This window comes from Hoeflea sp. Naph1 (assembly GCF_046837775.1).
Lineage (GTDB): Bacteria > Pseudomonadota > Alphaproteobacteria > Rhizobiales > Rhizobiaceae > Hoeflea.
Genome location: NZ_CP177286.1, coordinates 2,204,214 through 2,228,327 on the forward strand (window position 1 = coordinate 2,204,214; position 24,114 = coordinate 2,228,327).

The 24,114-nt window shown below is 61.0% G+C and carries 22 protein-coding genes; 10 read left to right on the forward strand and 12 right to left on the reverse strand.

All coding sequences use genetic code 11. The annotated features are described in order from the left end of the window. Positions 1-619 precede the first annotated feature (619 nt). Positions 620-2,002, reverse strand: a complete 1,383-nt coding sequence (locus ACK6D9_RS10420) for a TIGR03808 family TAT-translocated repetitive protein (RefSeq protein WP_412051610.1) — start codon at positions 2,000-2,002, stop codon at positions 620-622. 230 nt (positions 2,003-2,232) lie between these two features. Between ACK6D9_RS10420 and ACK6D9_RS10425 the strand changes: the two genes are divergently transcribed. Beyond that, entirely contained in the window at positions 2,233-2,427 is a 195-nt protein-coding gene (locus ACK6D9_RS10425) for a hypothetical protein (RefSeq protein WP_267651903.1), read from the forward strand. Between the two features lie 196 nt (positions 2,428-2,623). Here ACK6D9_RS10425 and ACK6D9_RS10430 read toward each other — a convergent pair whose 3' ends face one another. Beyond that, positions 2,624-4,000, reverse strand: coding sequence for a flavin monoamine oxidase family protein (locus ACK6D9_RS10430; RefSeq protein WP_412051611.1), 1,377 nt, complete (start codon positions 3,998-4,000; stop codon positions 2,624-2,626). Positions 4,001-4,211: 211 nt separating this feature from the next. On the opposite strand from ACK6D9_RS10430, the gene ACK6D9_RS10435 reads away from it, so the two are divergent. Beyond that, positions 4,212-5,726 carry a diguanylate cyclase domain-containing protein gene (locus tag ACK6D9_RS10435; protein ID WP_412051612.1) on the forward strand — a complete coding sequence of 505 codons (1,515 nt, stop codon included), beginning with the start codon at positions 4,212-4,214 and terminating at the stop codon, positions 5,724-5,726. Between the two features lie 202 nt (positions 5,727-5,928). Here ACK6D9_RS10435 and ACK6D9_RS10440 read toward each other — a convergent pair whose 3' ends face one another. Beyond that, complete coding sequence (locus ACK6D9_RS10440) at positions 5,929-6,285, reverse strand: DUF2267 domain-containing protein (RefSeq protein ID WP_267651906.1); 357 nt, start codon at positions 6,283-6,285, stop codon at positions 5,929-5,931. 280 nt (positions 6,286-6,565) lie between these two features. Between ACK6D9_RS10440 and ACK6D9_RS10445 the strand changes: the two genes are divergently transcribed. The 5 genes from ACK6D9_RS10445 to ACK6D9_RS10465 all read left to right on the forward strand — a co-directional run bounded on the left by ACK6D9_RS10445 (position 6,566) and on the right by ACK6D9_RS10465 (position 10,586). Then, entirely contained in the window at positions 6,566-7,396 is an 831-nt protein-coding gene (locus ACK6D9_RS10445; protein ID WP_412051613.1) for a cyclase family protein, read from the forward strand. A 126-nt stretch (positions 7,397-7,522) separates the two neighbouring features. Continuing rightward, positions 7,523-7,936, forward strand: coding sequence for a carboxymuconolactone decarboxylase family protein (locus ACK6D9_RS10450; RefSeq protein WP_412051614.1), 414 nt, complete (start codon positions 7,523-7,525; stop codon positions 7,934-7,936). Positions 7,937-7,941: 5 nt separating this feature from the next. After that, on the forward strand, positions 7,942-8,916 hold the full coding sequence (locus ACK6D9_RS10455) for a magnesium transporter CorA family protein (RefSeq protein ID WP_412051615.1): 975 nt from the start codon (positions 7,942-7,944) through the stop codon (positions 8,914-8,916). Between the two features lie 91 nt (positions 8,917-9,007). Then, positions 9,008-9,490 carry a YchJ family protein gene (locus ACK6D9_RS10460; RefSeq protein WP_412051616.1) on the forward strand — a complete coding sequence of 161 codons (483 nt, stop codon included), beginning with the start codon at positions 9,008-9,010 and terminating at the stop codon, positions 9,488-9,490. 217 nt (positions 9,491-9,707) lie between these two features. Continuing rightward, positions 9,708-10,586: a polysaccharide deacetylase family protein gene (locus ACK6D9_RS10465; RefSeq protein WP_412051617.1), complete on the forward strand. Its 879-nt coding sequence runs from the start codon at positions 9,708-9,710 to the stop codon at positions 10,584-10,586. Between the two features lie 30 nt (positions 10,587-10,616). Here the strand turns inward: ACK6D9_RS10465 and ACK6D9_RS10470 are convergent, their stop codons facing one another. After that, positions 10,617-11,534, reverse strand: a complete 918-nt coding sequence (locus ACK6D9_RS10470) for a fatty acid desaturase family protein (RefSeq protein WP_412051618.1) — start codon at positions 11,532-11,534, stop codon at positions 10,617-10,619. A 155-nt stretch (positions 11,535-11,689) separates the two neighbouring features. Between ACK6D9_RS10470 and ACK6D9_RS10475 the strand changes: the two genes are divergently transcribed. Beyond that, entirely contained in the window at positions 11,690-14,188 is a 2,499-nt protein-coding gene (locus ACK6D9_RS10475; protein ID WP_412051619.1) for an ATP-dependent helicase, read from the forward strand. 223 nt (positions 14,189-14,411) lie between these two features. On the opposite strand, the gene ACK6D9_RS10480 is transcribed toward ACK6D9_RS10475, so the two are convergent. Continuing rightward, entirely contained in the window at positions 14,412-14,849 is a 438-nt protein-coding gene (locus ACK6D9_RS10480) for a hypothetical protein (protein WP_412051620.1), read from the reverse strand. Between the two features lie 329 nt (positions 14,850-15,178). Between ACK6D9_RS10480 and ACK6D9_RS10485 the strand changes: the two genes are divergently transcribed. Beyond that, positions 15,179-15,805, forward strand: a complete 627-nt coding sequence (locus ACK6D9_RS10485; protein WP_412051621.1) for a Kazal-type serine protease inhibitor domain-containing protein — start codon at positions 15,179-15,181, stop codon at positions 15,803-15,805. A gap of 43 nt (positions 15,806-15,848) precedes the next feature. On the opposite strand, the gene ACK6D9_RS10490 is transcribed toward ACK6D9_RS10485, so the two are convergent. The 7 genes from ACK6D9_RS10490 to ACK6D9_RS10520 form a co-directional block, all read right to left on the reverse strand. Continuing rightward, positions 15,849-16,268: an MAPEG family protein gene (locus tag ACK6D9_RS10490; RefSeq protein ID WP_322990755.1), complete on the reverse strand. Its 420-nt coding sequence runs from the start codon at positions 16,266-16,268 to the stop codon at positions 15,849-15,851. Positions 16,269-16,484: 216 nt separating this feature from the next. Continuing rightward, positions 16,485-16,739 (reverse strand): DUF2164 domain-containing protein, encoded by a 255-nt coding sequence (locus ACK6D9_RS10495; RefSeq protein ID WP_412051622.1) that lies wholly within the window; start codon positions 16,737-16,739, stop codon positions 16,485-16,487. 64 nt (positions 16,740-16,803) lie between these two features. Further along, positions 16,804-17,514: a carbonic anhydrase gene (locus ACK6D9_RS10500; protein ID WP_412051623.1), complete on the reverse strand. Its 711-nt coding sequence runs from the start codon at positions 17,512-17,514 to the stop codon at positions 16,804-16,806. 73 nt (positions 17,515-17,587) lie between these two features. Beyond that, the gene (locus tag ACK6D9_RS10505; RefSeq protein WP_412051624.1) at positions 17,588-18,790 is read right to left on the reverse strand and encodes a serine hydrolase domain-containing protein; all 1,203 of its coding nucleotides are present in this window, start codon (positions 18,788-18,790) and stop codon (positions 17,588-17,590) included. A gap of 194 nt (positions 18,791-18,984) precedes the next feature. Then, on the reverse strand, positions 18,985-19,995 hold the full coding sequence (locus ACK6D9_RS10510) for a helix-turn-helix domain-containing protein (protein WP_412051625.1): 1,011 nt from the start codon (positions 19,993-19,995) through the stop codon (positions 18,985-18,987). Between the two features lie 328 nt (positions 19,996-20,323). Next, positions 20,324-21,961, reverse strand: coding sequence for a chloride channel protein (locus ACK6D9_RS10515; protein WP_412051626.1), 1,638 nt, complete (start codon positions 21,959-21,961; stop codon positions 20,324-20,326). Continuing rightward, positions 21,951-22,499, reverse strand: a complete 549-nt coding sequence (locus tag ACK6D9_RS10520) for a thioesterase family protein (RefSeq protein ID WP_412051627.1) — start codon at positions 22,497-22,499, stop codon at positions 21,951-21,953. The genes ACK6D9_RS10515 and ACK6D9_RS10520 overlap by 11 nt, the downstream gene beginning before the upstream one ends. A gap of 139 nt (positions 22,500-22,638) precedes the next feature. On the opposite strand from ACK6D9_RS10520, the gene ACK6D9_RS10525 reads away from it, so the two are divergent. Continuing rightward, entirely contained in the window at positions 22,639-24,054 is a 1,416-nt protein-coding gene (locus tag ACK6D9_RS10525; protein WP_412051628.1) for an FAD-binding oxidoreductase, read from the forward strand. Positions 24,055-24,114 lie beyond the last annotated feature (60 nt).

Here is a 24,114-nt window from a genome sequence, read left to right on the forward strand (position 1 = left end):
CCGCTGCCGGATGGATCGCGAACGCTTCGGTTCAGGTGGGAGGAAGGCTCCCGGATCTTGCCGTAACGTGCGGCGGGCGCCGGGGGAGGCAGGAACCAGCGTGGCTCCGTCGGCGTGCCTGGACTTCTCATGGAAGATAAGCGCACAGCCGGCCACCGGTTCAGCGTTCCGCCCCTTGGCTTTGGCTGATCGGGCGGGGGCGCTGAAACGGGCCTGTGGCGGAGGTCTGCCCCGTTGATGCATGTGGCGGGTCGAGGTGGCTTCACTTCGGCAAGCAGCGCATGCACCGCAATCGCGGGCAGATGCTTCGTGCCGGAACCCACGTGGAAACGCTTCCGCCGCGCCCTCGTCCAGGCTGCGCGGCTCGGGCAAACCCGAAAAACCCCGCGTCGGGCCAAGCGCCCTCAAGCGGACAAGCGAAGCCGTGAATGCCTGTCGGATGCGGACATCGTCCGGCAAACTTCGGGCCCGCGCGCGGAATGCGCCACCCCTATTACCAAATTCAGAAGGTGCAGCCCGCGCGCGGCCCTCCGGATCCGGTACCATCTTCATCCCTCCGGCGGCTTTGACGCGCGGAGCGATTGCCTGCGCCCGCTCTCCGCGCGCCGTCAAAAACCCCTCAGGCCACCGCGTTGCGGTCAATCGTCAGATGCGGAAATTGCCCCGCGCCGGCCTTGGCCAGATCCCCGGTCACCACCTCGTTCCAGCGGCAGCCGATAATCGCCCCGCCAGGGGTGGCGTCAAACATGTTGCCCGAGATCAGCGCCGAACCCGCGCCCTCGACCACCGAGACGGCAACGCCCGCGCCGCATTCGCGCAGCGTGTTGCCGGAGAAATTGACCGCCCTGAGGAACGGCCCCCAGCCCATCAGCACGCCCCATTTCGGCGCACCCTCGATCACGTTGCCGCTCACCGCCGCATCCGCCTCGATCGCCATGCCGATGCCGAAACCGGCATATTCGGCCGGGTAGGGGCCAACCGTCGAGAGGTTGCGGATGATGTTGCCGGTGACGCTGGCCAGCCGTCCGCCCTCGTTGAAATTGGCCACCGATATCCCCACCGTGCCGCCATCGACGAGGTTCGACGCTATCACCGCGCCCTCGAACGAAAATTCCGCATAGATCGCAGTTTCGCCCGAGCGGATCGCCTGGTTGGAGACGATCTGGATGTTGCTGGCCTGGTTGGCGCGGATCGCCGAAAACGCGCAGTCCGACACATGGTTGCCCGTCACCATCACATTGCCGGCGCGAAAAATATTGATGCCGTTGCCGTTCTGGCCGGTGCCGCCGGCCTGCGCCGAAATCCGCATCACCCGGTTGCGCGAGACCACCGTGGCATCTTCGCCAATGCTCCAGCGGTGCACCAGAATGCCGCCATTGCCGCAGTCGCGGACACTGTTGTCGGTGATCGAAAGCCCGCGGCTTTCCACCGCGTAGAGCCCGGCCAGTTGCGCGCCCGAAATCTCCGAGCGGCTGACCCGCCCGCCGCAGGCTTCAAGCGTCAGGCCGTGGCCCGAGGCGCCGGCAATCTCGACATCCTCGATGATCGCTTCGGTCACGGCGCGCAGATGGACCAGCCCGCTGACATGGTCGCCAAGCCGCTGGTTGGCGCCATCGAGCGTCAGCCCGGAAAGTTCAATCCGCCGCGCCCCTTCGGCCAGCAGAAAATGGCCGCGCCCGCCATAGATCAGCCGTGTCGCCCCGGCCACGCCCAGAATCCGCGCGCCGTCGGGCAGGTCGATATTGGACACCACGAAAGTCCCCGGCGGCAGCCGCAGGATCCGTCCGGCGCCCGCCGCCTCGTCAATCGCGCGCTGAAACCGTCGGCTCTGGTCGTCGACGGCATCGGGCAGCAGCCCGGCAAGGTCGCCATCATGGCCGCCGCGCAGATCGACAAGCGAGAACGACAACTCGCCGGCGAGCGCAGCAGGGGCCATCAGGCTTGCAGCACCTAGGCCAGAAAGCCCCGCAAGCAGTGCCCGGCGGCTCAGATGACGGTTCATATCAGGACGTTTGTTGCTCATGCCACACAAGGTGCAGGAACCATGCCAGACCGGACCTGTGCCATATCGAGACAAAGCGCTCCCGCAACGGCACGGCAGGTATGGTTGAAAAAGCGTGCCGCCGGCAAAATTTCGGCATTTGTGTTGAGCCAGATCAAGAGGATGGCCACGCATCCGGTTTAGCGTGTTTTTCAACAGACCTTCGGGGTCAATCCATGCAGGAGACGATCATGCTCAGACTGACAGCCTTGATCTACATTATCGCCGGCGGAATGCTGGCGGGTAGTTGCGTCATCGCCGCCCTGACATTGGGCCGGGTCGATGCGGCCTCCATCAGCATTGCCGCACTGGTCGGCGCGCTGGCCGGGCTGCCGCTGTCGTGGCTGGTTGCAAGCAAGGTAAACAAGGTCATCCGACCTGCTTGAAATCAACGCCTGTTGCCATCGGTAAGCTGGGAGAGAGCTCGGCAACAGGTATCGGTTTCAATCCAACAAGGCGTCGCCATCCGCAGGCCGGATTGCGCGACGCCTTGTGGCAGGAAGGAGCGCGGGGCCGGTCTGGGGGAGGGCCGGCCCCGCAGCATTTTGTCTGGCCGCAGAGACGCTGGCGAAACGCCGCGGTTCAAGCCAGATCGTTGTCGATGCGGCGCGCGGCTTCAAGTCCGCTCAGATGCGCCCCATGCACCGTGGCGTGATAGTCAAACAGGGTGTGTTCGCCCGCCAGCAGCAGCGTACCCGCCACAGGTTCGGCCAGCAGATCAAAATTCGCCGGCTTCGATCCGACCTTGGCGTAGGAATAGGCACCGTGGCTCCAGGGATTTTTTGACCACCGGGTGGGAATTGCGGCCACCGGGTCCGGTGCACTCTCACCAAACATGGTCCGCAGTGCGCGCATGGCATCCGCAGTCATCTCCGCATCACTCATTGCCTCGGCGCGCGGCGCATAGGCGCCGACACTGATGCCAACCAGAATGTTCTGGTTCGAAAAGGTCCGGTAGTTCATGAACGAAGCCCAGCGCCCCATCGGTCCGCCGGTGAGGCCAAAATATTGCGTCTCGATTGGCCAGAACGGGCTTGCGAATTTCAGCGCCAGTTTGGTGACATTGCCCATGCCGATCCGGCTGATAGCGCTGCGATATTGTTTCGGCAGTGGAGGATCAAAACGGATGCCGCCAGTCTGCAATACGCCAAGCGGACAGGTGCAGACGACAAAATCAGCCTCGAAATCGAGGCTGTTGGCGCGCACCGTGGCGCCGTCGCCCTTTTCATAGGAAACGCTGTCGACCGGATGGCCGAGCCGGATATCGAGACCGGCAGCAAGCGGCCCCAGGAGCCGGTCATAGCCGTTGGAGACGATGACGTCGGCGCCGTCAAAGGCATCGTCCTCGTCGAAATAGTACGCCGACAGTGATTCCAGCGGGCCGCCGGCGTCAAACTCGGTATAGGCCGACATCATCCAGGCCGTCACCGGATCAGCGAGTGCTTTCGGTGCCAGCCGGGTGATGGCCGACGTCAGCGGTTGGTCGGTGTCGAAGGTCGCATCAATGCGTTGGTAGAGCGCGGCAAGTTGCTTTTCCTTGCGCTCGATCAGCCCATCCTTCAGCGGGTTTCCGTCTCCCGAAATCACCAGCAGGCTGTCGTCCTGGGTGACGAAGGTCTCGCCCCCGGCAGCGGACACCAGATCAGTCACCGGATTGTCCTTCGGACCGTGTATCCAGCCTGCGCCGAGCTCGAATGGTGCGTCCAGCGACCAGTCTGTCTGCAGCCTGCCGCCGATGCTTTCCGCCGCTTCAAGCACGAGCACTTCATATCCGAGATCGGTGAGTTGACGCGCCGCCGTCAGCCCGGCCACGCCTGCGCCAATAACGATGACATCGACATCGGCGGCAGCGGCCCGTGCCAGTCCTGTTCCGCTCAGTGGCGCAGTCAGCGCCGACGCTGCGGTCAACCGCAGAAAACGGCGGCGGTCAAACGGCAATGCATGGGAAGGCTTTCGCATCAGGCGTCTCGCTCTGGTTTCTCCCCGGACTGCGAGGAATCACGCGTAGCGCCAACCTGCGACATCTCTTGCCATGCCGCAATCGGGCGGCACCTGAAATGGCATGTGCACCGGCTGGGTGAATTGGTGTTAACGCGGCAGGAACCATGCCGGTTAGGCCAACTTTCAGCGGTTTCAATTACAACGAGGCAGGAAATTTCAAGAGATCGCAATGAAAATGATGTTCAATCACACTGCCCGGCCCAACATCACAATCGCTGTCTACGCGCTCTGCATCGCTGTACTGACGGCCTTTGCGGTCTCCAATTTGCAGATTTTGTCCTTTGCCGGCGGGGTAGCCGATGATGTTCGCAGTGAGGTCGAACAGCACCTGGTGAAGGCCGAAATCGACCGCCAGATTGACGTGCTCTTCCGAGATCAATCGCAGATTTCCTATTGGGACAAGACGGTCAAGGCCTTGGGCGGTGCGGTTGACCAGGCGTTTGTTCAGGACGAAATTGCTGACTGGCTGTGGGAGGATTTCGGGATAGAGTCCTCTGTCGTGATCCAGCCCGATGGCACGCCGTTGCTGACCGTGTTCCGGTCCCAGGTGATGGATCCCGCCGCCAGCTTGCCCTATGTCGCTCGCAATCGCGATCTTGTCGAAGCTGCCCGCCAAAATTACCTTGCCCACCGCACCCCGCGCGATGGTGGTTTTGTGATCACCGGCCAGGCAACTCGTTTTTCTCCGCCTTTTCACGCATCAGATGTTCGCATCATCGACGGTCAGTTCGGCGTGGTCACAGCGCAAGCTGTCATCCCGGACGATGAGGAGGTTCTCCCAGACGGGATGCCGCAAGTATTGCTGACGTTCAAGCCGCTGAGCAAGGAGATGCTTGCCGGCATCGGAGAAAGTCTCGGTCTTGAAGATCTGAGCGTGACGCCGGTTGCCGCACCGGTCGAAGGCCGCAGTAGCATGGTTGTCAGTCAGGTTGCCGGCCAGCCGCCGCTGGCTGCCAGCTGGAAAGTGGAACTTCCATCCAGCATCATCTGGAACCGCGCGATTGGCCCCCTTGTCGCCTCCTTCGTCGTGGTCACACTGGCGCTGTTGATGGTCGCTTTGCATTACGGCCGTGCGATTCAGGCGCTGCAGCAAAGTGAAGCGCGCAACCGCCACCGCGCCACCCACGACAATCTGACCGGACTGCCCAACCGTCTTCAGTTCGATCACGCGCTTGATGCAATCATCGCCGAACACCGCCAGAACCGGTGTGCCATCCTGTGTCTCGATCTCGATAAGTTCAAGGCGGTCAACGACACCCATGGTCATCAGGCCGGCGATGTGGTGCTTAAAACCGCGGCCCGGCGGATTGCCGATGCGGTTGGCGAGACCGGCATGACCGCACGGGTTGGCGGCGACGAATTCATCATCCTGCTGTGGGACAATCTCGAACGCGAAAATGTGCTCGACCTGTGCGACACGATCATCGCCAGTGTGTGCCAGGACATCGCTTTTGAGGGGGGCGTGGCCCGTATCGGCGCCAGCATCGGGGTCGCCTGGTGGCCCGACGATGCGCTTTCGGCCAAGAACATCATCCGCAGCGCCGATGAAGCGCTCTACCGCGCCAAGGACAATGGTCGTGGCCAGACCTGGTTTGCCGGCGACAGCGGTGATCTTGGGGCAGGGGCCACCGAGCGCCGCAGGCCGGAGAACGGGGTGACCACTAAGATCACAGTTGCCGCTTGACGACTCGAACCGCTAAAGGTTCCAGCCGCTCGCGATGATTGGCTATGGTAGTCAATCTGCGGAGAGAGACCACGACCAGATGATCCGGGCAGACCGGATGCGGACCGTAGCCGCCTGAAAATCGATGCCCGCGCAACGAAAAACCCGGCAGTGTTCACCGCCGGGTTCATGACTTGAGTTTATCTGTTGTGTCGCGTGTTGCCTAGACGAACTGCGACAGGCCCGGGATCGAGGCGACGATCTCATCGATCGCGTCGCCGGCACCATTCTCGCGGGCAAAGCCCATGGTTTCCTTGGCGACGCCGGAAATCTCGCCCATGCCCATGCCCATGCCCATCAGCTGCGAGCCGAGGCCCATCACGCCGCCCATGCTCAGCATGCCGCCGCTCGGCGCCTGGCCGATCAGGTCCTGTGAACCCGGCACCGCGGCCAGCATATCCTTGACCTTGTCGGCAGGACCTTCCTTCTCGAGGAAAGCCAGGATCGCGCCGACGGCCTTCTTGGCGGTTTCGGCGTCAATGCCAACATTGGCGGCGATGCGGTTGATCAGTTCGTCCAAGGGTCTTCCTCCGAGTGTATGACGTTAACGTAAAGGTAAGTGTGAACTAGGCGGTTTTCAAGCTGCAAGCAAGGGTTTTGCGGTTGAAAACCGGCGAGGTCAAGGGCTGCCCGCAAGCACCGTGTTCGTACCTGTACCCGTCACCGCCAGGCCGGCGGCCATCGCTTTCTCATCCTGCGTCGCCAAGCCTCAGAGGTCATGATATTCTCGCGCGGCTGACGGTGGGGGCCGGGGCAGCACCCGGTTGGGCCGCAGCGTCAAACCTTTGGGAGGAGCAAACATGTGTGATTTTTGTGTAATGGAAACTGTTAAAGACCGGATGTTGAGCCGCCGTGACCTGTTCCGGGTGGCCGGGGTAGGGGCGGCTGCCGCAGCAATGACGACCGCCGCGCCGCGGATCATGCCGGGGACGCAGGCAATGGCTGCCGGCCACGGCTCGGTGGCCGATATGACCCACGAACTGCACGAGGATTTCCCGACATTTTTCGGCGAGCAGCAGTTTTTCCGGGAGCAAAAATTCAACTGGGAGGAACACAAGTTCAACCTGTTTGAACTTCGCGTCAACGAGCACACCGGTACCCATGTCGACGCGCCGCTGCATTTTTCCGAAAACGGCCGTTCGGTGGCCGAAATCCCGGTCGGCGACCTGGTCTCGCCACTTTGCGTCATCGATATCCGCGACCGAGCGGCGGGTGATCCTGATGCGCAATTGACGCCCGACGACATCAAGGCCTGGATCTCTGCCCATGGTGAAATTCCCGAGCGCGCCTGTGTGGCGATGAATTCCGGCTGGGAAGCGCACTTGGGCACCGACACGTTCCGCAACGCCGATGCCGAGGGCAAGATGCATTTTCCTGGCTTCCACGTCGAGGCGGCGGAGATGCTGCTCGAGACATCCGCCGCCGGCATCGCGGTTGATTCGCTGTCGCTCGATTTTGGCCCGTCGCCGGGTTTCGCCACCCATTACGCGTGGCTGTCCGCCGGCCGCTGGGGGCTTGAGTGCATTGCCAATCTCGATGCGATGCCGGCAAGCGGGGCCACGCTTGTGGTTGGCGCCCCCAAGCACCGGGGCGGCAGTGGTGGCCCGGCCCGGGTTTTCGCCATGCTGTGAGCCTCCCTCTTGCACTTCGTCGCCGCGGGGCGTTTGATCCCGCGGCGGTGTCCAGCCGCACGCATCCCGGGCGCGGCATTTGATCCGCCGTTGCCTGTTTCATCCAAGCCCTGATGGAGAATATCCGTGACCACCCATATTCCTGGCCCCGATCCTGAAGCCGACCCCCGCGTCAAGGCGGTATTTGACGATATCCGCGCCACCCGCAAAACCGATTTCATCAATAATATGTGGCGTTGGCTGGCCTTTGATCCGGCGCTGCTCGAACGTACCTGGACCGAGGTCAAGGAAGTCGTGGGCAAGCCGTCATCGATTGATCCGCTGACCAAGGAGATGATCTATGTCGCCGTCTCGGTCGCCAACAATTGCACCTATTGCGTCCATTCCCACACCGCCGCTGCCCGCGCCAAGGGCATGACCGAAGAGCAATATGGCGAATTGCTGGCAATCATCGGCCTGGCCGGCAAGACCAATCAGTTGGCCACCGCCCTGCAGGTGCCGGTCGATCCGGTCTTCGACGCCAGCCAGCAGGGCGCATAGCAGGCATGATCCGGCTTTACGATTGCCACGGCCGCAGCCTCGATATCCCGCCGGCCGCAGGCCAACCTTTGCCCGATGATGCCTGCTGGATTGATCTGATTCACCCGAGCACTAACGAGGAGACCCGGGTCGAGCGGCTGATCGGCGTTGAGGTGCCGAGCCGCGACGAGTTGCGCGATCTTGAGCCCTCGAGCAGGCTCTATATCGAAAACGGCGCGGCCTACCTGACCGCCAGCGTGGTCTGGAAATCCGAAACCGATTTCGCCGAAATCACCGATATCGGCTTTGTGCTCTCGGGCACACGCCTGGTCACCATCCGCTATGCCGAACCCAAGGCATTTGCGATATTTGCCGCCAACACCGCGCGCGAGTTCTGCGGGCTTGACGGCCGCGACGTGCTGACCCGGCTGGTCGAGGCGATGGTCGATCGCTGCGCCGAGGTGCTGGAAAACCGGTCTCGGAAAATCGATACGCTGTCGAGCGAGGTGTTTTCGCGCGGTTCCGTCAGCAATCCCGAGGCCGCCACCCGCGATCTCGAAGCCACCCTTGGGGTGATTGCCAGCCACCAGCGCACCATCGCCAAGGTGCGCGAAAGCCTGATGTCGATGGCCCGTGTCGCGGGCTTTTTGCAGACCTTGCCGGAGATCGCCGCCGACAAGACACTCAAGCAGCGCTGCCGGGCAATTGCCGGGGACATCCAGTCACTGTCCGAGCACGCCGATTTCATCTCCGAAAACATCATCTTCCTGCTCGACGCCTCGCTGGGGCTGATCTCGGTGCAGCAGAACCAGGTGATGAAGGTGCTCTCGGTCGCCGCCATGGTGTTCCTGCCGCCAACCTTGATCGGCACCATCTACGGCATGAATTTCCAGAACATGCCCGAACTCAGCCAACCCTGGGCCTACCCGGTGGCGCTTGCCGTCATGGCAGCTTCGGCGCTCGGCCCGTATCTTTGGTTCAAACGCAAGGGATGGTTTTAATCAACCGGACTGTCTGTTGGTATGGTTCCAGCCGGTCTGAATGTCGAGATTGGATTTAAGCAGGTCGCCACAAAACCGGGAAGTTCCAGTTATGTCTCCATGCCCCTGCGGCTCCAGCACTGACTACTCTGCCTGTTGCGGCCGTTACCATGCGGGTGAGCCCGCGCCGACCGCCGAAAAACTGATGCGCTCGCGCTACGCGGCCTATGCGACCGGCAATCTCGATTACATCGAGGCCACTTGCGCCGGACCGGCGGCCGTTGCGTTCGATCGCGCCGAGGCCGGCGTTTTGCAGCTCGGTACAGAGTGGCTCGGGCTCGAGATCGTCGCCACAAGAAAGGGCAGGGAAGGTGACAGCGAGGGCACTGTTAGCTTCGTCGCCCGCTACCGTCAGCAGGGCACGGAGGCAGCACTCACCGAAACCTCGCTGTTCCGCAAGATCGAAGGCCGATGGTTCTATTGGGACCGTGATATAGTGGCTGGCGCCTCTTTGCAGAATGCGGGCTCGGGCCGGGTTGGCCGCAACGACCCGTGCCCTTGCGGTTCGGGAAAGAAGTTCAAGAAGTGCGGTTGATGCCGCCGTTAGGTCCCGGTTTGCCTCAATCGCTTTGTGCGCGCGCTTATTTCTTCGGCGCATTGAGGCTCGCTTGCGTGGGCGTGCGATCTCACTGTGTTTGCTTAAAAGATTGACGGCCTTCCTCTCTTCAAAAGTGCAGTTAGGGCGGGCGTCAACGCTCGGTTAACCATAATCCGCGAAAGTCCGGCATCGTCACTGGTGCGAGTTGATAGCCATGGTTTCGCGTCTTGCCTTCGTTTGCGTCCTGTCGTGTCTTGCCATGGCTGGTTGTGCCTCAAAACCTCCCTCCGGTCTGGAAGCCAGCAGAACCGCCTATGTGCCCGTTGTCGACGGGCAGTCACTGCTTGGCCGCGATCAGGCTGATGAACCGCCTTTTTCCATTTTCCGCAATGCGCCCGGCAGGAGGGGCTCCGGGGCGTTGGCCGGACGGACCTTGGAAGTGTCTTCGATTTCCGAGATCAGGTTGCGCGACAAGGAGGTCATCCTGACCTTTGACGACGGGCCGATGCCTGGCAAGACCGATAAAGTGCTGGATATCCTCGATCAATACGGCGTCAACGCAACCTTCCTGATGGTCGGCCAGATGGCCCGCAGCTATCCGGCAGTAGCGGCAAGGGTGGTCAATCATGGCCACTCCATTGGCGGGCATACCTATAACCATGCCAATTTGGCAAATGCCGGCAACTCACGTGCGCTGACTGACATTGCCACCGGAAATGCGGCGATTGCCAAGGCAACAGGCACTGAAGTCGGCTTCTTCCGGTTCCCCTATCTGGCGCACACAGGCGCGTTGCGTCGTGCTGTTGCCGAACGCGGCCAGGTCATTCTGGATGTCGATATCGACTCCAAGGACTATTTCACTTCGAGCCCGGCAACGATTGCAGCGCGCACCATGGCCAGGGTTCGAGCCAAGCGCAAAGGCATCATTCTGATGCATGATATCCATAACCGCACTGCTGCGATGCTTCCCTCGCTGCTCAAGCAGTTGAAGGATGGCGGCTACAAGGTTGTGGCTCTGCAATACCGTCGTTCGCGGATGCCCGAAGTACTGGTATCCGCCGGAAATGCCGGGACCAAATCGCGCCAGATGTAAGTCCATGGGAGTCCCGGAAAAGAGCGGCCCTCAGCCTCGCTCTGCCAGCTCAGTCGTTCCATTGATGTGCGGCGCATATCTGGCGTGGAAACGGCCATAGCCTTGCTCGGTCACTGCCAGATGCGGCTGGGTCAGCTTGTGCAGATCCGGCAGCCGGTGAAACGGCACCGTCGGGTAGGAATGATGTTCGGCGTGATAGGGCATGTTCCACGCAAGCCGCCGGATGATCGCGTTGGTATAGGTGGTGCGCGAATTCTCCAGCATGTTGGCGACATAGGCGCAACGGCCGAGCTCGGCCAGCAGATAAAGCCGCAGAAACGGCTGGCCCAAAAGCAGCGGAATCAACCAGACATAGAGGAGCACCGGGGTATCAAGCGCGATGCTGCCCGCAAACAGCGCCGCGTAGGCGAAAAGCATGGCCCGCGCCTCGTTGCGCACCGCCTTTCGCTTGCCTGCCGGTACAAACTCATCTTCACAGCGCCCTGCCGCATTGCGGATCAGCGTGCGCAACTGACTGGTCCAAAGCGGAATGCCGGACACGTGGCGAATATACTCGGCCCATGTGTCGGGCTTGGGCGCAGCCAGTTCCGGGTCCTTGCCCGGCACCTGGGTGTAGCGGTGATGGGCGAAATGGAAATAGCGAAACCAGCGTGGCGGCAGGAGGATCAGGAAGCAGCTGATATGCGCGGCGGCGGTGTTGAGCCAGGCCGAGCGGAACGGGGTTGCGTGGCTGGCCTCGTGCAGCAGCGTGAACAAGAACACCAGCAGGATGCCCTGAACTACCATCAGCAACGGCCAGAATGGCACACGCATGACAATCAGTGCGCCAACCAGCGCGATGTTGCCCATATGCAGCGCCAGTTGCGTCAGCCCGCGCCGGTCCGATTTCTCGTTGAGCGAGCGGCATTGCTCGGCCGACAGGCTGGCGAGAAAGCTCTTGTGATCCATGCGGGTACCTCGTGCACAAGCATGCACTCTAGTCAAAGCGGATGGCTGGTGAAACCCGCGTCTTGCCTTCCCAAGCCAGCGGTTTGCGGCATACGTCCACGGGAATAAACCGCGAACGCTGGTCTTTCGGCTCCGAATCACTACATTCACGGGGTATGAGCTCACCAGACGACGACATTCCGTTTTTTGACGACGGCGAACCGGCACCAGCCGCTGCGCCCGCCGCTGCATCTGGTGGGTCGATTGCTGCCCGAGCGCTGGCGGCCAGCCAGTCCGCGCGCGCTGCCGCACAGCCCAGGCCCAACTATCTGTCGGGCCTTAATCCTGAACAGGCCGATGCGGTCGAATCGATCGAAGGCCCTGTGCTGGTTCTGGCCGGCGCCGGTACCGGCAAGACCAGGGTGCTGACCACCCGTATCGCCCATATTCTCAATCTGGGGCTGGCCTTTCCCTCGCAGATCCTCTCCGTCACCTTCACCAACAAGGCGGCGCGCGAGATGAAGGAGCGCGTCGGCGTGCTGGTCGGTGGCGCGGTCGAGGGCATGCCCTGGCTCGGCACCTTCCACTCGATCGGCGTCAAGCTGTTGCGCCGCCATGCGGAACTGGCAGGTCTCAGATCCGATTTCACCATTCTGGACACCGACGACGTGGTCCGGCTGTGCAAGCAGCTTATTCAGGCCGAGGGCATCGACGACAAGCGCTGGCCGGCGCGGCAGTTCGCGCAGATGATCGACGGCTGGAAGAACAAGGGGCTTGGCCCCTCGGAGATTCCCGAAGGCGACAGCCGCGGCTTTGCCAACGGCAAGGGCAGGGCGCTCTACACCGCCTATCAGGAGCGGCTGCAAACATTGAACGCGGTCGATTTCGGCGATCTTCTGTGCCTGCCGATCCGGCTGTTCCGTGCTCATCCGGACGTGCTGAAAGAGTATCAGCAGAAATTCCGCTTTATCCTTGTCGACGAGTACCAGGACACCAACACCGCGCAATATATGTGGCTCCGCCTGCTGGCCCAGCGGCCTACGGGCGAGCGCCCCAACATCTGCTGCGTCGGCGATGACGACCAGTCGATCTATGGCTGGCGCGGCGCCGAAGTTGAAAACATCCTGCGGTTTGAGAAGGATTTCCCCGGCGCCAAGGTGATCCGGCTCGAGCGCAACTACCGCTCCACCGAGCACATCCTCGGCGCTGCCGGCCACCTGATCGCCCATAATGAGGGCCGGCTCGGCAAAACCCTGTTCACCGAGCAGTCCGATCCCGACCACGAGCGCGTGCAGGTCCATGCCGCCTGGGATTCAGAGGAAGAGGCTCGCGCCGTCGGCGAGGAAATCGAGCAGGCCCAGCACAAGGGCCGCAAGCTCAACAACATGGCGATTCTGGTGCGCGCTTCGTTCCAGATGCGCGAGTTCGAGGAACGCTTCGTCACGCTTGGCTTGAATTACCGGGTGATTGGCGGTCCGCGCTTTTATGAGCGGCTGGAAATTCGCGACGCCATGGCGTTTTTCCGCGTTGTCAGCCAGCCCGCCGATGATCTCGCCTTCGAGCGCATCATCAACGTCCCCAAGCGCGGCCTTGGCGAGGCGGCGGTGCGCCAGGTCCATGATTACGCCCGCGCCAAGGGCATTCCGATGCTGGCGGCGGCGCGCGAACTGGTGCTCACCGACGAACTCAAGGCCCGTCCGCGCAAGTCGCTGACCGACGTAGTCGAGATGTTCAACCGCTGGCAGGGCATGCTCGAGAACACACCGGGCCATGAACTGGCCGAAACCATTTTGGAGGAATCCGGCTACACCGAGATGTGGCAGAATGATCGTGCCGCCGATGCCCCGACGCGGCTCGAAAACCTGAAAGAACTGGTCGAAACCATCTCCGGCTTTGAATCGCTGCGCGCCTTTCTCGAACATGTCTCGCTGGTGATGGACACCGACAACAACCCCGATCTCGACGCCGTCTCGATCATGACGCTGCATTCGGCCAAGGGACTGGAATTCGAAACCATCTTCCTGCCAGGCTGGGAAGAGGGGCTGTTTCCGCACCAGCGCGCGCTCGACGAGGGCGGCCGCTCAGGCCTCGAGGAAGAGCGCCGGCTTGCCTATGTCGGGCTCACCCGGGCCAAACTCTATTGCCACATCTGGTTTGTTTCCAACCGCCGCATTCACGGGCTCTGGCAATCGACTCTGCCGTCGCGCTTTCTCGATGAACTGCCCGAGGCCCATGTCGAGGTTGCAGAGATCGATACCGGCTATGGTGGCTATGGCCGGGGCGGACGATTTGGCGGCGGCGGCCAGTCCGGCGGCCCCTATGGCGCCTCGCGGTTTGACAAGGCCGAGCCGTTTTCGGGCAATTACAACACGCCCGGCTGGAAGCGCGCACAGGCCAACAAGACCGACGCCGCGCGCGACAATTGGGGCACCCGCTCGGGCCATGCCGTCGAACGCATCGCCTATGGCGAATCCGGCCCACGCGGCTCCACCATCGAGGGCGAACTGGTGGCCAAATCCACCGGCACCACCTCGGCCTATTCCGTCGGCGACCGTGTCTTCCATATGAAGTTCGGCAACGGCAACATTGCCGCTATCGACGGCAACAAGCTGACAATTGATTTCGACAAGGCCGGGCAGAAGCGGGTGCTCGACGGTTTTGTCAGTCGGGTGTAGCGCCAACCCCGTATGAAAATGCCGGAGATGACCGGGCGGGTTCAGCACGCGCTACAGTCAGCGTCGCTCTTACTGCGTGAATGAGGTCTTGGCGAAGGCGTTGCCTTGTGGCGCTCGCGTTGTCAGAGAGCCCGCGGGATGGCGTCCAATGTGCTCGCCATGTTTTCCTGTCTGAAGCGAAAACCCGGTCCAGCAAACGAATTCGATTGAAAGGCCGATGGCGTCAAGCGTGGCCTTCCAGGCCGTAGAGTACAGGGCGAATTTCTTCGAGCAAGGCGAAGGGATCCGTCAGCGATGCCAAGACATCTATAAATACGGTTGGCTGTTCCTTGATGAAACGCGCATTAATGCGCCCGTCTTCCCGGTTCACAACCGCGCATCCGATAATGTACTGCGCCGCGCCGATCGAGACATAGAAATGATCTGGGATATCGAGCCGTCGCGACGTTGCCATCAGGCCGCCCTCGGAGATGTTGAGTAACCGCAATTGTGCATTGCTGACTTCGCGCACACCTTTGCTCGTGAAAAATATATTCACCAACACGGCACATTTGCGCCGTTCCCATTGCCGTTCTGCTCGATCGAGTGCAATTTTCGTCAGGTAATTATTGGGAATGGATCTTCCTGACATAAATATAACCTCGATGGCGCTGGCATTCATTTTCCAAATTTTTTGAATTGATATTCATCACTATTTCCAGCTTGATGCCAATTCGATTAACGAAAACCGAATTCATCAGCATCAATATTTACGCAATTAAACCGGGGTTGAGTGTTTCTTATAATGACAGGGGGCGAATATTCATCTCTGTTTGAGAGGATTTCATGAGCCGATCTGCTGTTCCATTCAGGTGTGGCGTCGGTGGCTGAGCGGCAGTCCACCGCAATCGCCGATCTTCAAGGGTGAGGGACCAAGCGTGTTGTTTGCGTCCGCGCGGTTGACCGCCAGTGGCAGCGGTGGTCTTGTCGGCGCTCAACGGAGAAACGTTCATGTCCCCTGGTCTTGCCATGTTTGATCCCGCGCGCATTCTGACATCGGCCGGGTGGCGGCTCCTTGCCGTGGCAGCGGCCGGCCTGTTGGTGAGCGCCTGCGAAGTCACAGAAACCACCACCACCTATCGTTCCGGCCCGGTCTGCGCCGCGGTCTATCAACCGGTCTGCGCCGAGCGGCGCGGTGACCGGCAGGGCTTCCCGAATGCCTGCGAAGCTCGTGCCGAGGGCTGGCAGGTTGTTGCAGAAGGTCAGTGCGGCCGCAGCGATTCGCGCGATAATGATCGCCGTGACGACCGCGATTATCAAGGCCGCGACAGCCGCGATTCCAGCCGCCGTGATCGCGACCGCGATGCCGATGCCACACGCCGCCCGCGCGAACGGACCCCTCAAATCCAGTCGGTAACGCCGAACCGGCCGGCCCGACCCACGCGGCGTGACAGTTCAAAGCGGCCGGACAGATCGATACGGTCCCCGGCATCCGCGGCAACCGGCGGCGCTTGCTCGCAGGTGTCCAACCCGGTTTGCGGCGAGATCAACGGCCGTAGCCGGATGTTCCCGAACGATTGCGAACTCAACCGTGCCGGTGCGGTCGAGGTGGCAAATCGCCAGTGTCGCCGTAACTGACAGTAGTTGAAACGCACGGGCTGCGGCCAAGGTGGGGCGAAGCTTAGCCGCCCGCCAGCACCCACAGACCGTGGCCCAGAAGCCCGACCAGCAGCACCAGTTGCGCCAGCAGCGACAGACCGAAGCCGACAAAGCGGGTCTTGAACGAGGCGTCTTCCTGGATGAAGTGCCAGGCATGCAGGCCGCGGCCGATGGTGAAGACGATGCCGAGAACATGCACGGCGATCACCGGCATGCCGAGCAGTGCCGCGATGATCAGCAGAATGAAGAACATCGGCATGTTCTCGATGGCGTTGGCGTGGCCGCGAATGATCCTGGTCAGATGTTTGATGCCGCCGTCGCCCACCGCCACCTTGTGCGTGCGCCGCAATTTTCCGGTCTCACTGGCGAGCCAGATGAGGATCATCATGTTGAGCGCCGCATACAGCCCCACCGCCGAAAGAACCGGTGTCAAAATTTCCATCTGATTGTCTCCATGCACGCTGCACGCTTGAAACCGTGCATACCAAAAAGGGTTATGCTGCAGTATGTTGCAGCTGCATGCTGAATCATAGTCTTACCGCTGCCGGCTGTGTGTTTTCAACACACTCTTGCTGCCGCGCGCCACGGCGCAGACGACGCCATCGCGCTGTAAGCGTTGAGGTCTGCCTTTTTAAAGCGCCGGGTGTTCAGGTCGTGCTCAGCGCAGATGCCTGGCTGGTTGCTCGAGGGCAAACATGTCGTCGACCAGCACCTCCATCCGGTCGCGGACCAGCGCCTGAGCGTCGTACAGACCGCGATTGTAGAAATACATGCCCATTTTGTCGGTGAAGAATTTCATCAGCATCTCCGCCGGAATTGCCCCGATCTGCTGCTCCAGTTCCGCTTCAAAATATTCCCGGACATCACGCACCACCGCCTTGGTTTCTTCAGGACTGAATGTGACAGGTTTCACCTTGTCTCCTTGCTAAGGCAATCTGGGGGCGAGGCAGTGGGGGCCCGCTGCCTCGCCGTGAGCCCTAAAGAAAGTCCACTTTCCCGGTGGCGATATCGTAGATCGCGGCAGCCGACTTGATTTTGCCGGATGCGTGGAGCTCGGACAGGATCGGATCCGCCGCAGCGGCCTTCTCGGCATTAAGCTTGGCGTTTTGCGCTGTTGCCGCAGCCAGCAGGTCCGTCGGATTGTCGGACATGACATCATAGACCGCAGGGCGGATGGCATTGACCAGACTTGGCAGATGCCCGGGCGGCAGCTCATTGTCCTCAATCGATGAAATCGTGGCGGTGACTGCTCCGCAGGCAGTATGGCCGAGAATAATGATTGTCTTGATGCCGAGAACCGCAGCACCGTATTCGAGGCTTGCCAATCCATCCTCACTGATGAAATTGCCGGCAACGCGGATGACAAACAGATCGCCCGGTCCCTGATCGAAAATCAGCTCCGGCACCACCCGGGAGTCGGCACAGGCGACGACGGCTGCGAAAGGCTGCTGTCCGCGCGAGCGCGCGGCACGGCCGGCGGAATGATCCGTGTTGATCGCCTCGTTGGCCACGTAGCGCGCATTGCCATCCATGAGGCGCTTCAGTGCCTCATCGGGGTTGGCGGGCGGCGCTTCGCTTGATTGCGCGAGGGCCGGGGTGCCGGACGAGGCTGCGGCCAGGGTCAGAGCCAATCCGCCGGCGAAAAACCCACGACGGCTAATGGTTGCTTTTGTGCACTGATCACACATGATAATTTTCCCTCATTGAGTATTTGTTTCGTAATTTGATACGCGGCGGACTGCGCCGCCAATCGGTCTGTTGTTACTTGGTGTAGGTTTCATAAAGATGTTGCATGACCTCGCCCGCCGCCATATCGGCTTTGCCGCCGGCGAAATTTGTCGTCACGACGATGGCGAGATCGCGTTCCGGGTCGATGGCAATCTTGGCGAGGTTCAGTGAATTTGATCCGTTGTGGGTCATGATCGGCCCGTCAGCCCAATCGAAGGTCACGAAACCCCAGCCAAGCCCGTAATCGCCGGTGCTTGGTGTTCCCGGCGGCGGGTTGTCACGGACCGGCGTGTGGACCTTGGCGGACTGGATATGATGCAGCGTCTCGGCAGAAACGAGTGCCGGTCCACGTGCGCCTTTTCCTGCATTCCAGTCTGCCCATTTTGCATAGTCGATAATTGACATATGGACGTTGCCAGCTGGCGCCAGCACCGGCGGCATATCTGCTGCGGGGCCCCAGAGCATCGGCGTCGCAGACCCATCCGGCTCAATACGGTGCCCAACTGGCGCATCGATCAATCCGTAAGTTGCCTGGGCTCCAAATCCGGCCGTTTGCATCTCCAGGGGTGTGAAGATGCGTTCGCGCATCAGCTGTTCCCACGGGGTGCCGGTGACTTTCTCGATCATCATCCCGGCAATGATGTAGCCGAGATTGGAATACTGGAACGGCGAACCGTCGGGCACCGAAATTTCATTTTCCTTCCACTGATCAAGCAGATGAAGGCGCAGGTCGCTAAGGTTGTATTCAAAGGCATCGGTGTTGAAATAGAGGTCGATCATCTCCTCATCGTCGGTGGGAATGCCGCTTGAGTGGGACAGAAGCTGCTCGAGCGTGGCATTGGCGAGGCTGGCGCTCATTCCTTTCACGTCGTCACCGAGAACTTCGCCGATGCGCGAGTCCCACCGCAGTTTGCCCTCTTCGACCATCATTCCGGCCAGGGTTGCGGTCATCGATTTTGTGTTCGAGCCGATATGGAACCGGTCATCAATGGTGACAGGAAAGTCCTTGCCCAATACGCGGGTGCCGACTGCCGCAGCTGCTACGACTTTTCCGTCCTCGATCACTGCCGCTGCAAGCGCGGGCAAACCATTGTCCTTGCGGACGGTGTCCAGATAGCTGTCGAGATCCAGCGCTTTGGCAGCTACGGGCGTCAGCACGAGCATCGCACTGACCAGGCCGGTCAGCGCAAGGCAGGCAAATTTCGGGTGATATGTACGCGCGGTCAGATGGGTCATTGTCTCAAATATCCGATGTCGCCTCGCCTTCACCGCGGCGAGCAGTTTCTGTCTCAGGGCCGGAATTTCGCAAGCGATCAATCCAGGCCGATGGGATGTGAGGCGAGACTATCGTGAGGTTTTGGGCCCGGCTATCCCATTTCCGCAAACTGCAAAGCCGTCGCCGGAATTCGCGTAATCGTGTCGGGCGCCGCTCAGGAGGCGAGTGTCACTGATGGTGTTTCGTCAAAGACGCGCTTGTAGTCCTGAGCAAATCGGCTCAGGTGCAGGAAGCCGTAGCGCATCGCAGCCGCCGTTACCGTCATCTCGCTGGGAGACGCCTGCATGAGTGCTGTCCGGACGCGATTGAGCCGCAGTTTGCGGAGATAGACCAGCGGAGACATTCCGGCATAGGTACGGAAGGCATATTGAAGCGTACGTTCAGAAACGCCGACCGCCGCGCAAAGTTCAACGATTGTCGGTAGGTCTTCGGTCTCCAAAAGATTTTCTGCAAAGGTGCGTGCGTCCCGGCAAATCCGAAGCGCACGAAGGCGCGCAGCCGCGGGCAGATTGCTGGCGTTGTCTTGTGTGGTCGTTGTTGCGATTTGCAGCATCGTCTGGAAAAGAAGACGGCGCATGACGTCTGCATGCATGGCGTTGCCTGGCATTGCAGCCACTTTGAACCACATCTCGACGGCGTCCTGAAACAGGGCTTTTTGCCTTGAATAGAGCATTGTCACACCTGACGGGGCGTTTTCCCATTCTGCCGGGTTCAGCACCCGCGCTGCGCTGAGGAATTCGTCTTGGTCAAGACTGATGTAGGTGGTCTGGGCTCCCGCCGGCACGTAGATGTCGAATTCCGTCTGCTCGGACATGAAGAAAATCGTGCCGGCGTTGCCCGCATCATGTTCCGAAAACCGGCAAGCCGGATCAAGGCTGCAATACGACAAGGTGCATAGATTGGCGGGGGTGGCGCCGACTTTGTGAACTGTGGCTTCCTGAGTTTCCCGAACGATCCGCTGATTTCCCAGATCGATACTGTCCAACTGCCCCAAGCGCTTGCCCTGACTGAGCTGAAAACACTCCATCTCGATCCAGGGCTGCATCTCCGCCTGTAGGGCCGCATGGCAAATCAAGTTTGAGCTCAAGCTCAAACCGCCCACGACAGATGCCTGTCTCAAACTGGATGTGTTCAACTGGAAGTATGCTCCGTTACGATCACGCACTACAGCTTGAAGCTACAACAAACAGATTTTGTTGCAAGGTGAAATTGTGGCCTTGGGACGTAAGTTGCGGCATCAACAACCGGCTGCAAATACCCCGAACGCGGTGCGCAAGAATTTAGCAAAGGCCTTCGACGGGCGAGGGGGCTAATTTCGTTGCAGCATCCGGAAATGTTGGTTGAAGCCGGCACCGAAGGCGCTGATTTTGTTGAATTGCGCGCCGTCTCATGCAGCCGGAATAGAGTTGGGGGCGGGGCGGCCTATCCCATTTCGGCAACGGCAACGGCAAAGGCTGTCATTGCATCCTTCCTCATTCGCCGGGTTCTCCTCCCTAGCGGTGTTCTTCCTCGCTGGCGGCGATCAGGCGGCGGTTGAAATGGCTGATCGCGGTGACCTGCTCGGCCCAGGCGATGATCGTCTGGTTCTTGCCTTCGGCGACCACCGGCAGCCGGGTGTGGCCGCTGGAGTCAAACAATCGCAATGCCGTTTCCAGCGTGTCGGCGGGTTTGAGCGTCGTCGGATGGCGCTCGCGGTCAAGGATTTCGGGTTCTGCATCCTTTTCCGGCAGGGTCATGAAATCCATCACCCTTACATTTCGCAACACCGCGCGGTGTGGCCCGTCCTGCACGAACAGCCCGCGCATCTCCAGCTGCCACTGGAAATAGGAATGGCCGTGCAGTGCCAGATTGACGCCGTGGGCAATGGCCACCGTCAGCAACAGCGCTATCGACAACGCGTAGCCGCCGGTCAGCTCGAACACGATCACAGTCGTCGAGATCGGTGCGCCCAGCACCGCGCCGGCCACGGCACCCATGCCGAGGATCGAATACAGCGCCTGGCTTGAGGCGAGGTCGGGAAACAGGCTGGCGGCGATGATGCCGAAGGCGCCGCCTGTCATTGCCCCGAGATAGAGCGATGGCGAAAACACCCCGCCGCCAAACCGTGCCGCCAGTGTGACCGCCGTGGCCAGGGTTTTCATGACGATCAGCATCAGCATCAGCATCAGCGGCAATTGCCCCCACAATGCCAGGTCGGTGGTCTCATAGCCCACGCCCAGAACATGCGGGAAAGCCACGCCCATCAGCCCGACAATCACGCCGCCGCAAATTGGCAATGCCCATACTGGAACCGGCGATAGTCGCGCCAGATATTCGGCGGAAAACAACGCAAACTGGAACGCTACCGCCACCATCGCGCAAACCACGCCCAGGAGCGCAAACGCAGGAAACTCCCAATAGGAGGTGATCTGGTAGGAGGGCACAATGAACGCCGCGGAATCGCCAAACCACAGCCGAGAGACAATTGCGCCTGCCGCAGACGAAATCACCACCGGCACGAATGAACGCGGTGCGTAATGGCCCAGGATCACTTCATGGGCAAACAGGACGCCGGCGATCGGGGCATTGAAGCTTGCCGAAATTGCCGAGGCGACGCCGGCTGCCAGCAATGTCCGCCGGGCGTAGTCTGGCAGATGCAGCCGGTCGCCCACGGCGCTAGCCAGTGTTGCACCGAGATGGATCACCGGGCCTTCGCGGCCGGCGCTGCCGCCCGCGCCCAGCGAAACCGCTGTGGTCAGCGCACTCACCAGCCCTTCGCGCAGGCTCAATCGTCGCCCCGACAGCGCCCGCGCCTCGATCACGTCAGCCACCGCACTGGTACGCCGCGAGGGGATGAATTTTGTGATCAGAATGCCGACGACGATACCGCCCAGCGTCGGGCCGGCAATGATCATGTACCAGGGTGTGCGGCTGGCCACCGTCAGCACCTGTTCGCTGGTGTCGCCGAGCCAGTAGAGCTGGACGATGCCGATCAGCCTGCGGAAAAGGATCGCCGCGCAGGCGACAGAAAGTCCGATCAGCAGCGACAGCAGCCAGATTACCGGTTGCCGGTTTTCGATGAAAGCACGGATATTGGGCATCACCCACTGGCGAATGCGCCCCGGCATGGTTCGCAGGATATCAGGAAACATGGGGCAGCCGGTCTCGTGGACCGGCCCGTCGGCTCGCCTCAGGATTGGCTCCGGGACAGCTAGAGCGAGGAATCGAGATTGCGCGTCCGGCCCGCTCGGGTCGTGGCAAACTGGCATGGGCCCTGGCCATTTCCGCTACCCTTGCCTGCACATCGTCGGGCATCGGTGTGCTGTGCGGACCGTTCAGGTCGACATGCAGCAACAGCGCTTCACAGGTTGCCGACAGCCAGCCTTCAGTGTGGCGGATCTCCTGGAACAGATGCACCCGCTTGGCATCGAAATCGAGCAATTGAACGTTCGCGGTGACGATCGCGTCCGGCTTGAGTTCGCGCAGATAGCTCACATGGGTCTCGGCGACGAAGAAGCTCAGGTTGCGGCTGGTGCGATACTCGGGGCCGCAACCGATCAGTTCGAATGCATGATCAACTGCTTGATCAAACAGCACATTGTAGTAGGCCATGTTCAGATGGCCATTGTAATCGAGCCAGGCTGGATCGAGTCCGCGTGCGGGTGCAACCACCGGAGAATCAATTAGCATGCACTTTCCTTCATTAACCGACGCCTGCGGCGTCGCTCGCACTGGACAAGCACGCCACAGTTTGCACATTACCTGATCAGGCCGATACGGCAACAATTGCAGCCTGACCGGGATCATCGCCGGTACGAGGAGTAAAACCATGGGATTGAAAGATGTGGAGGTCGGTCATCGCAACGAGACCGGCATTGCCACTGTTATCGGGGTGCTGCGCCAGCGGCTTGGCGATCAGTTGCAAACCGGCGAGACGCTGCGCGCCCAGCACGCCCATACCACGACCTACATTCCCGGCCAGTTGCCCGATGCGGTGGTGTTTCCCGAATCGACTGAAGACGTCGCGATGATCGTGCGAGCCTGCGCTGATCATCAGGTGCCGGTCATACCCTTTGGAGTCGGAACCTCGCTCGAAGGCCACGTCAATGCGCCGCATGGCGGCATCTCGATTGACATGGGACGGATGAACAAGGTGCTGGAAATCAACGCCGAGGATCTCGATTGTACTGTCGAGCCGGGCGTTACCCGCGAGCAGCTCAATTCCGACCTGCGCGACACCGGCCTGTTCTTTCCGATTGATCCGGGCGCCAACGCGACCATCGGCGGCATGACCGCGACCCGCGCGTCGGGCACCAATGCGGTGCGCTACGGCACCATGCGCGACAATGTCATCGCCGTTACGGCAGTGACCGCCAGTGGCGCGGAAATCCGTACTGCCCGCCGCGCCCGCAAATCCTCGGCCGGATACGATCTCACCCGCCTGTTTGTCGGATCAGAGGGTACGCTGGGCGTCATTACTTCGGTCACGCTCAGGCTGCAGGGAATCCCGCAGGCAATTTCCGGCGGTGTCTGTCCGTTTCCGAGCGTCGAGGCAGCTTGCAACGCGGTGATCATGACCATCCAGATTGGGGTCCCGGTCGCGCGCATCGAACTGCTCGACGCACTGCAGATGAAGGCTTGCAACGCCTATTCGAAACTCTCCAATCCCGAAACCCCGGCGTTGTTTCTGGAATTTCACGGCACCGACGCAGGCGTCGCTGAACAGGCGGCGATGTTTGCCGAGATCGCCGCCGAATGCGGTGGCGGCGAGTTCTTGTGGACCACCAATGCGGAACGCCGCACCGAACTGTGGAAAGCGCGCCACAATGCCTATTGGGCGGCGCTGCAATTGCGGCCTGGCGCCAAGGGTATTTCCACCGATGTCTGCGTGCCGATTTCCCGGCTGGCCGAATGTGTCAGTCAAACCCAGGCCGACATTGCGTCCGCCGGGTTGATCGCCCCGATCGTTGGTCACGCTGGCGATGGCAATTTCCATGTTCTGGTGTTACTCGATCCCGAGATTGCCGCTGAAGTCGACGCTGCCGAGGCGTTTGTCGAACGGCTCAACACCCGGGCGCTGGCGATGGATGGCACGTGTACCGGCGAGCATGGCATCGGTCAGGGCAAGCGTTCCTATCTGACGCAGGAAATGGGCGAGGGTGTCTCCGTCATGCGGCAGATCAAGCACGCGCTCGATCCGTTCAACATCATGAACCCGGGCAAGGTGTTCGCTTTCGAAGATTGACGGGGACGAAAACTGACAGCGCCAAGACTGGCGCAGGCAACTGCGGTTGAAGCAACCGCC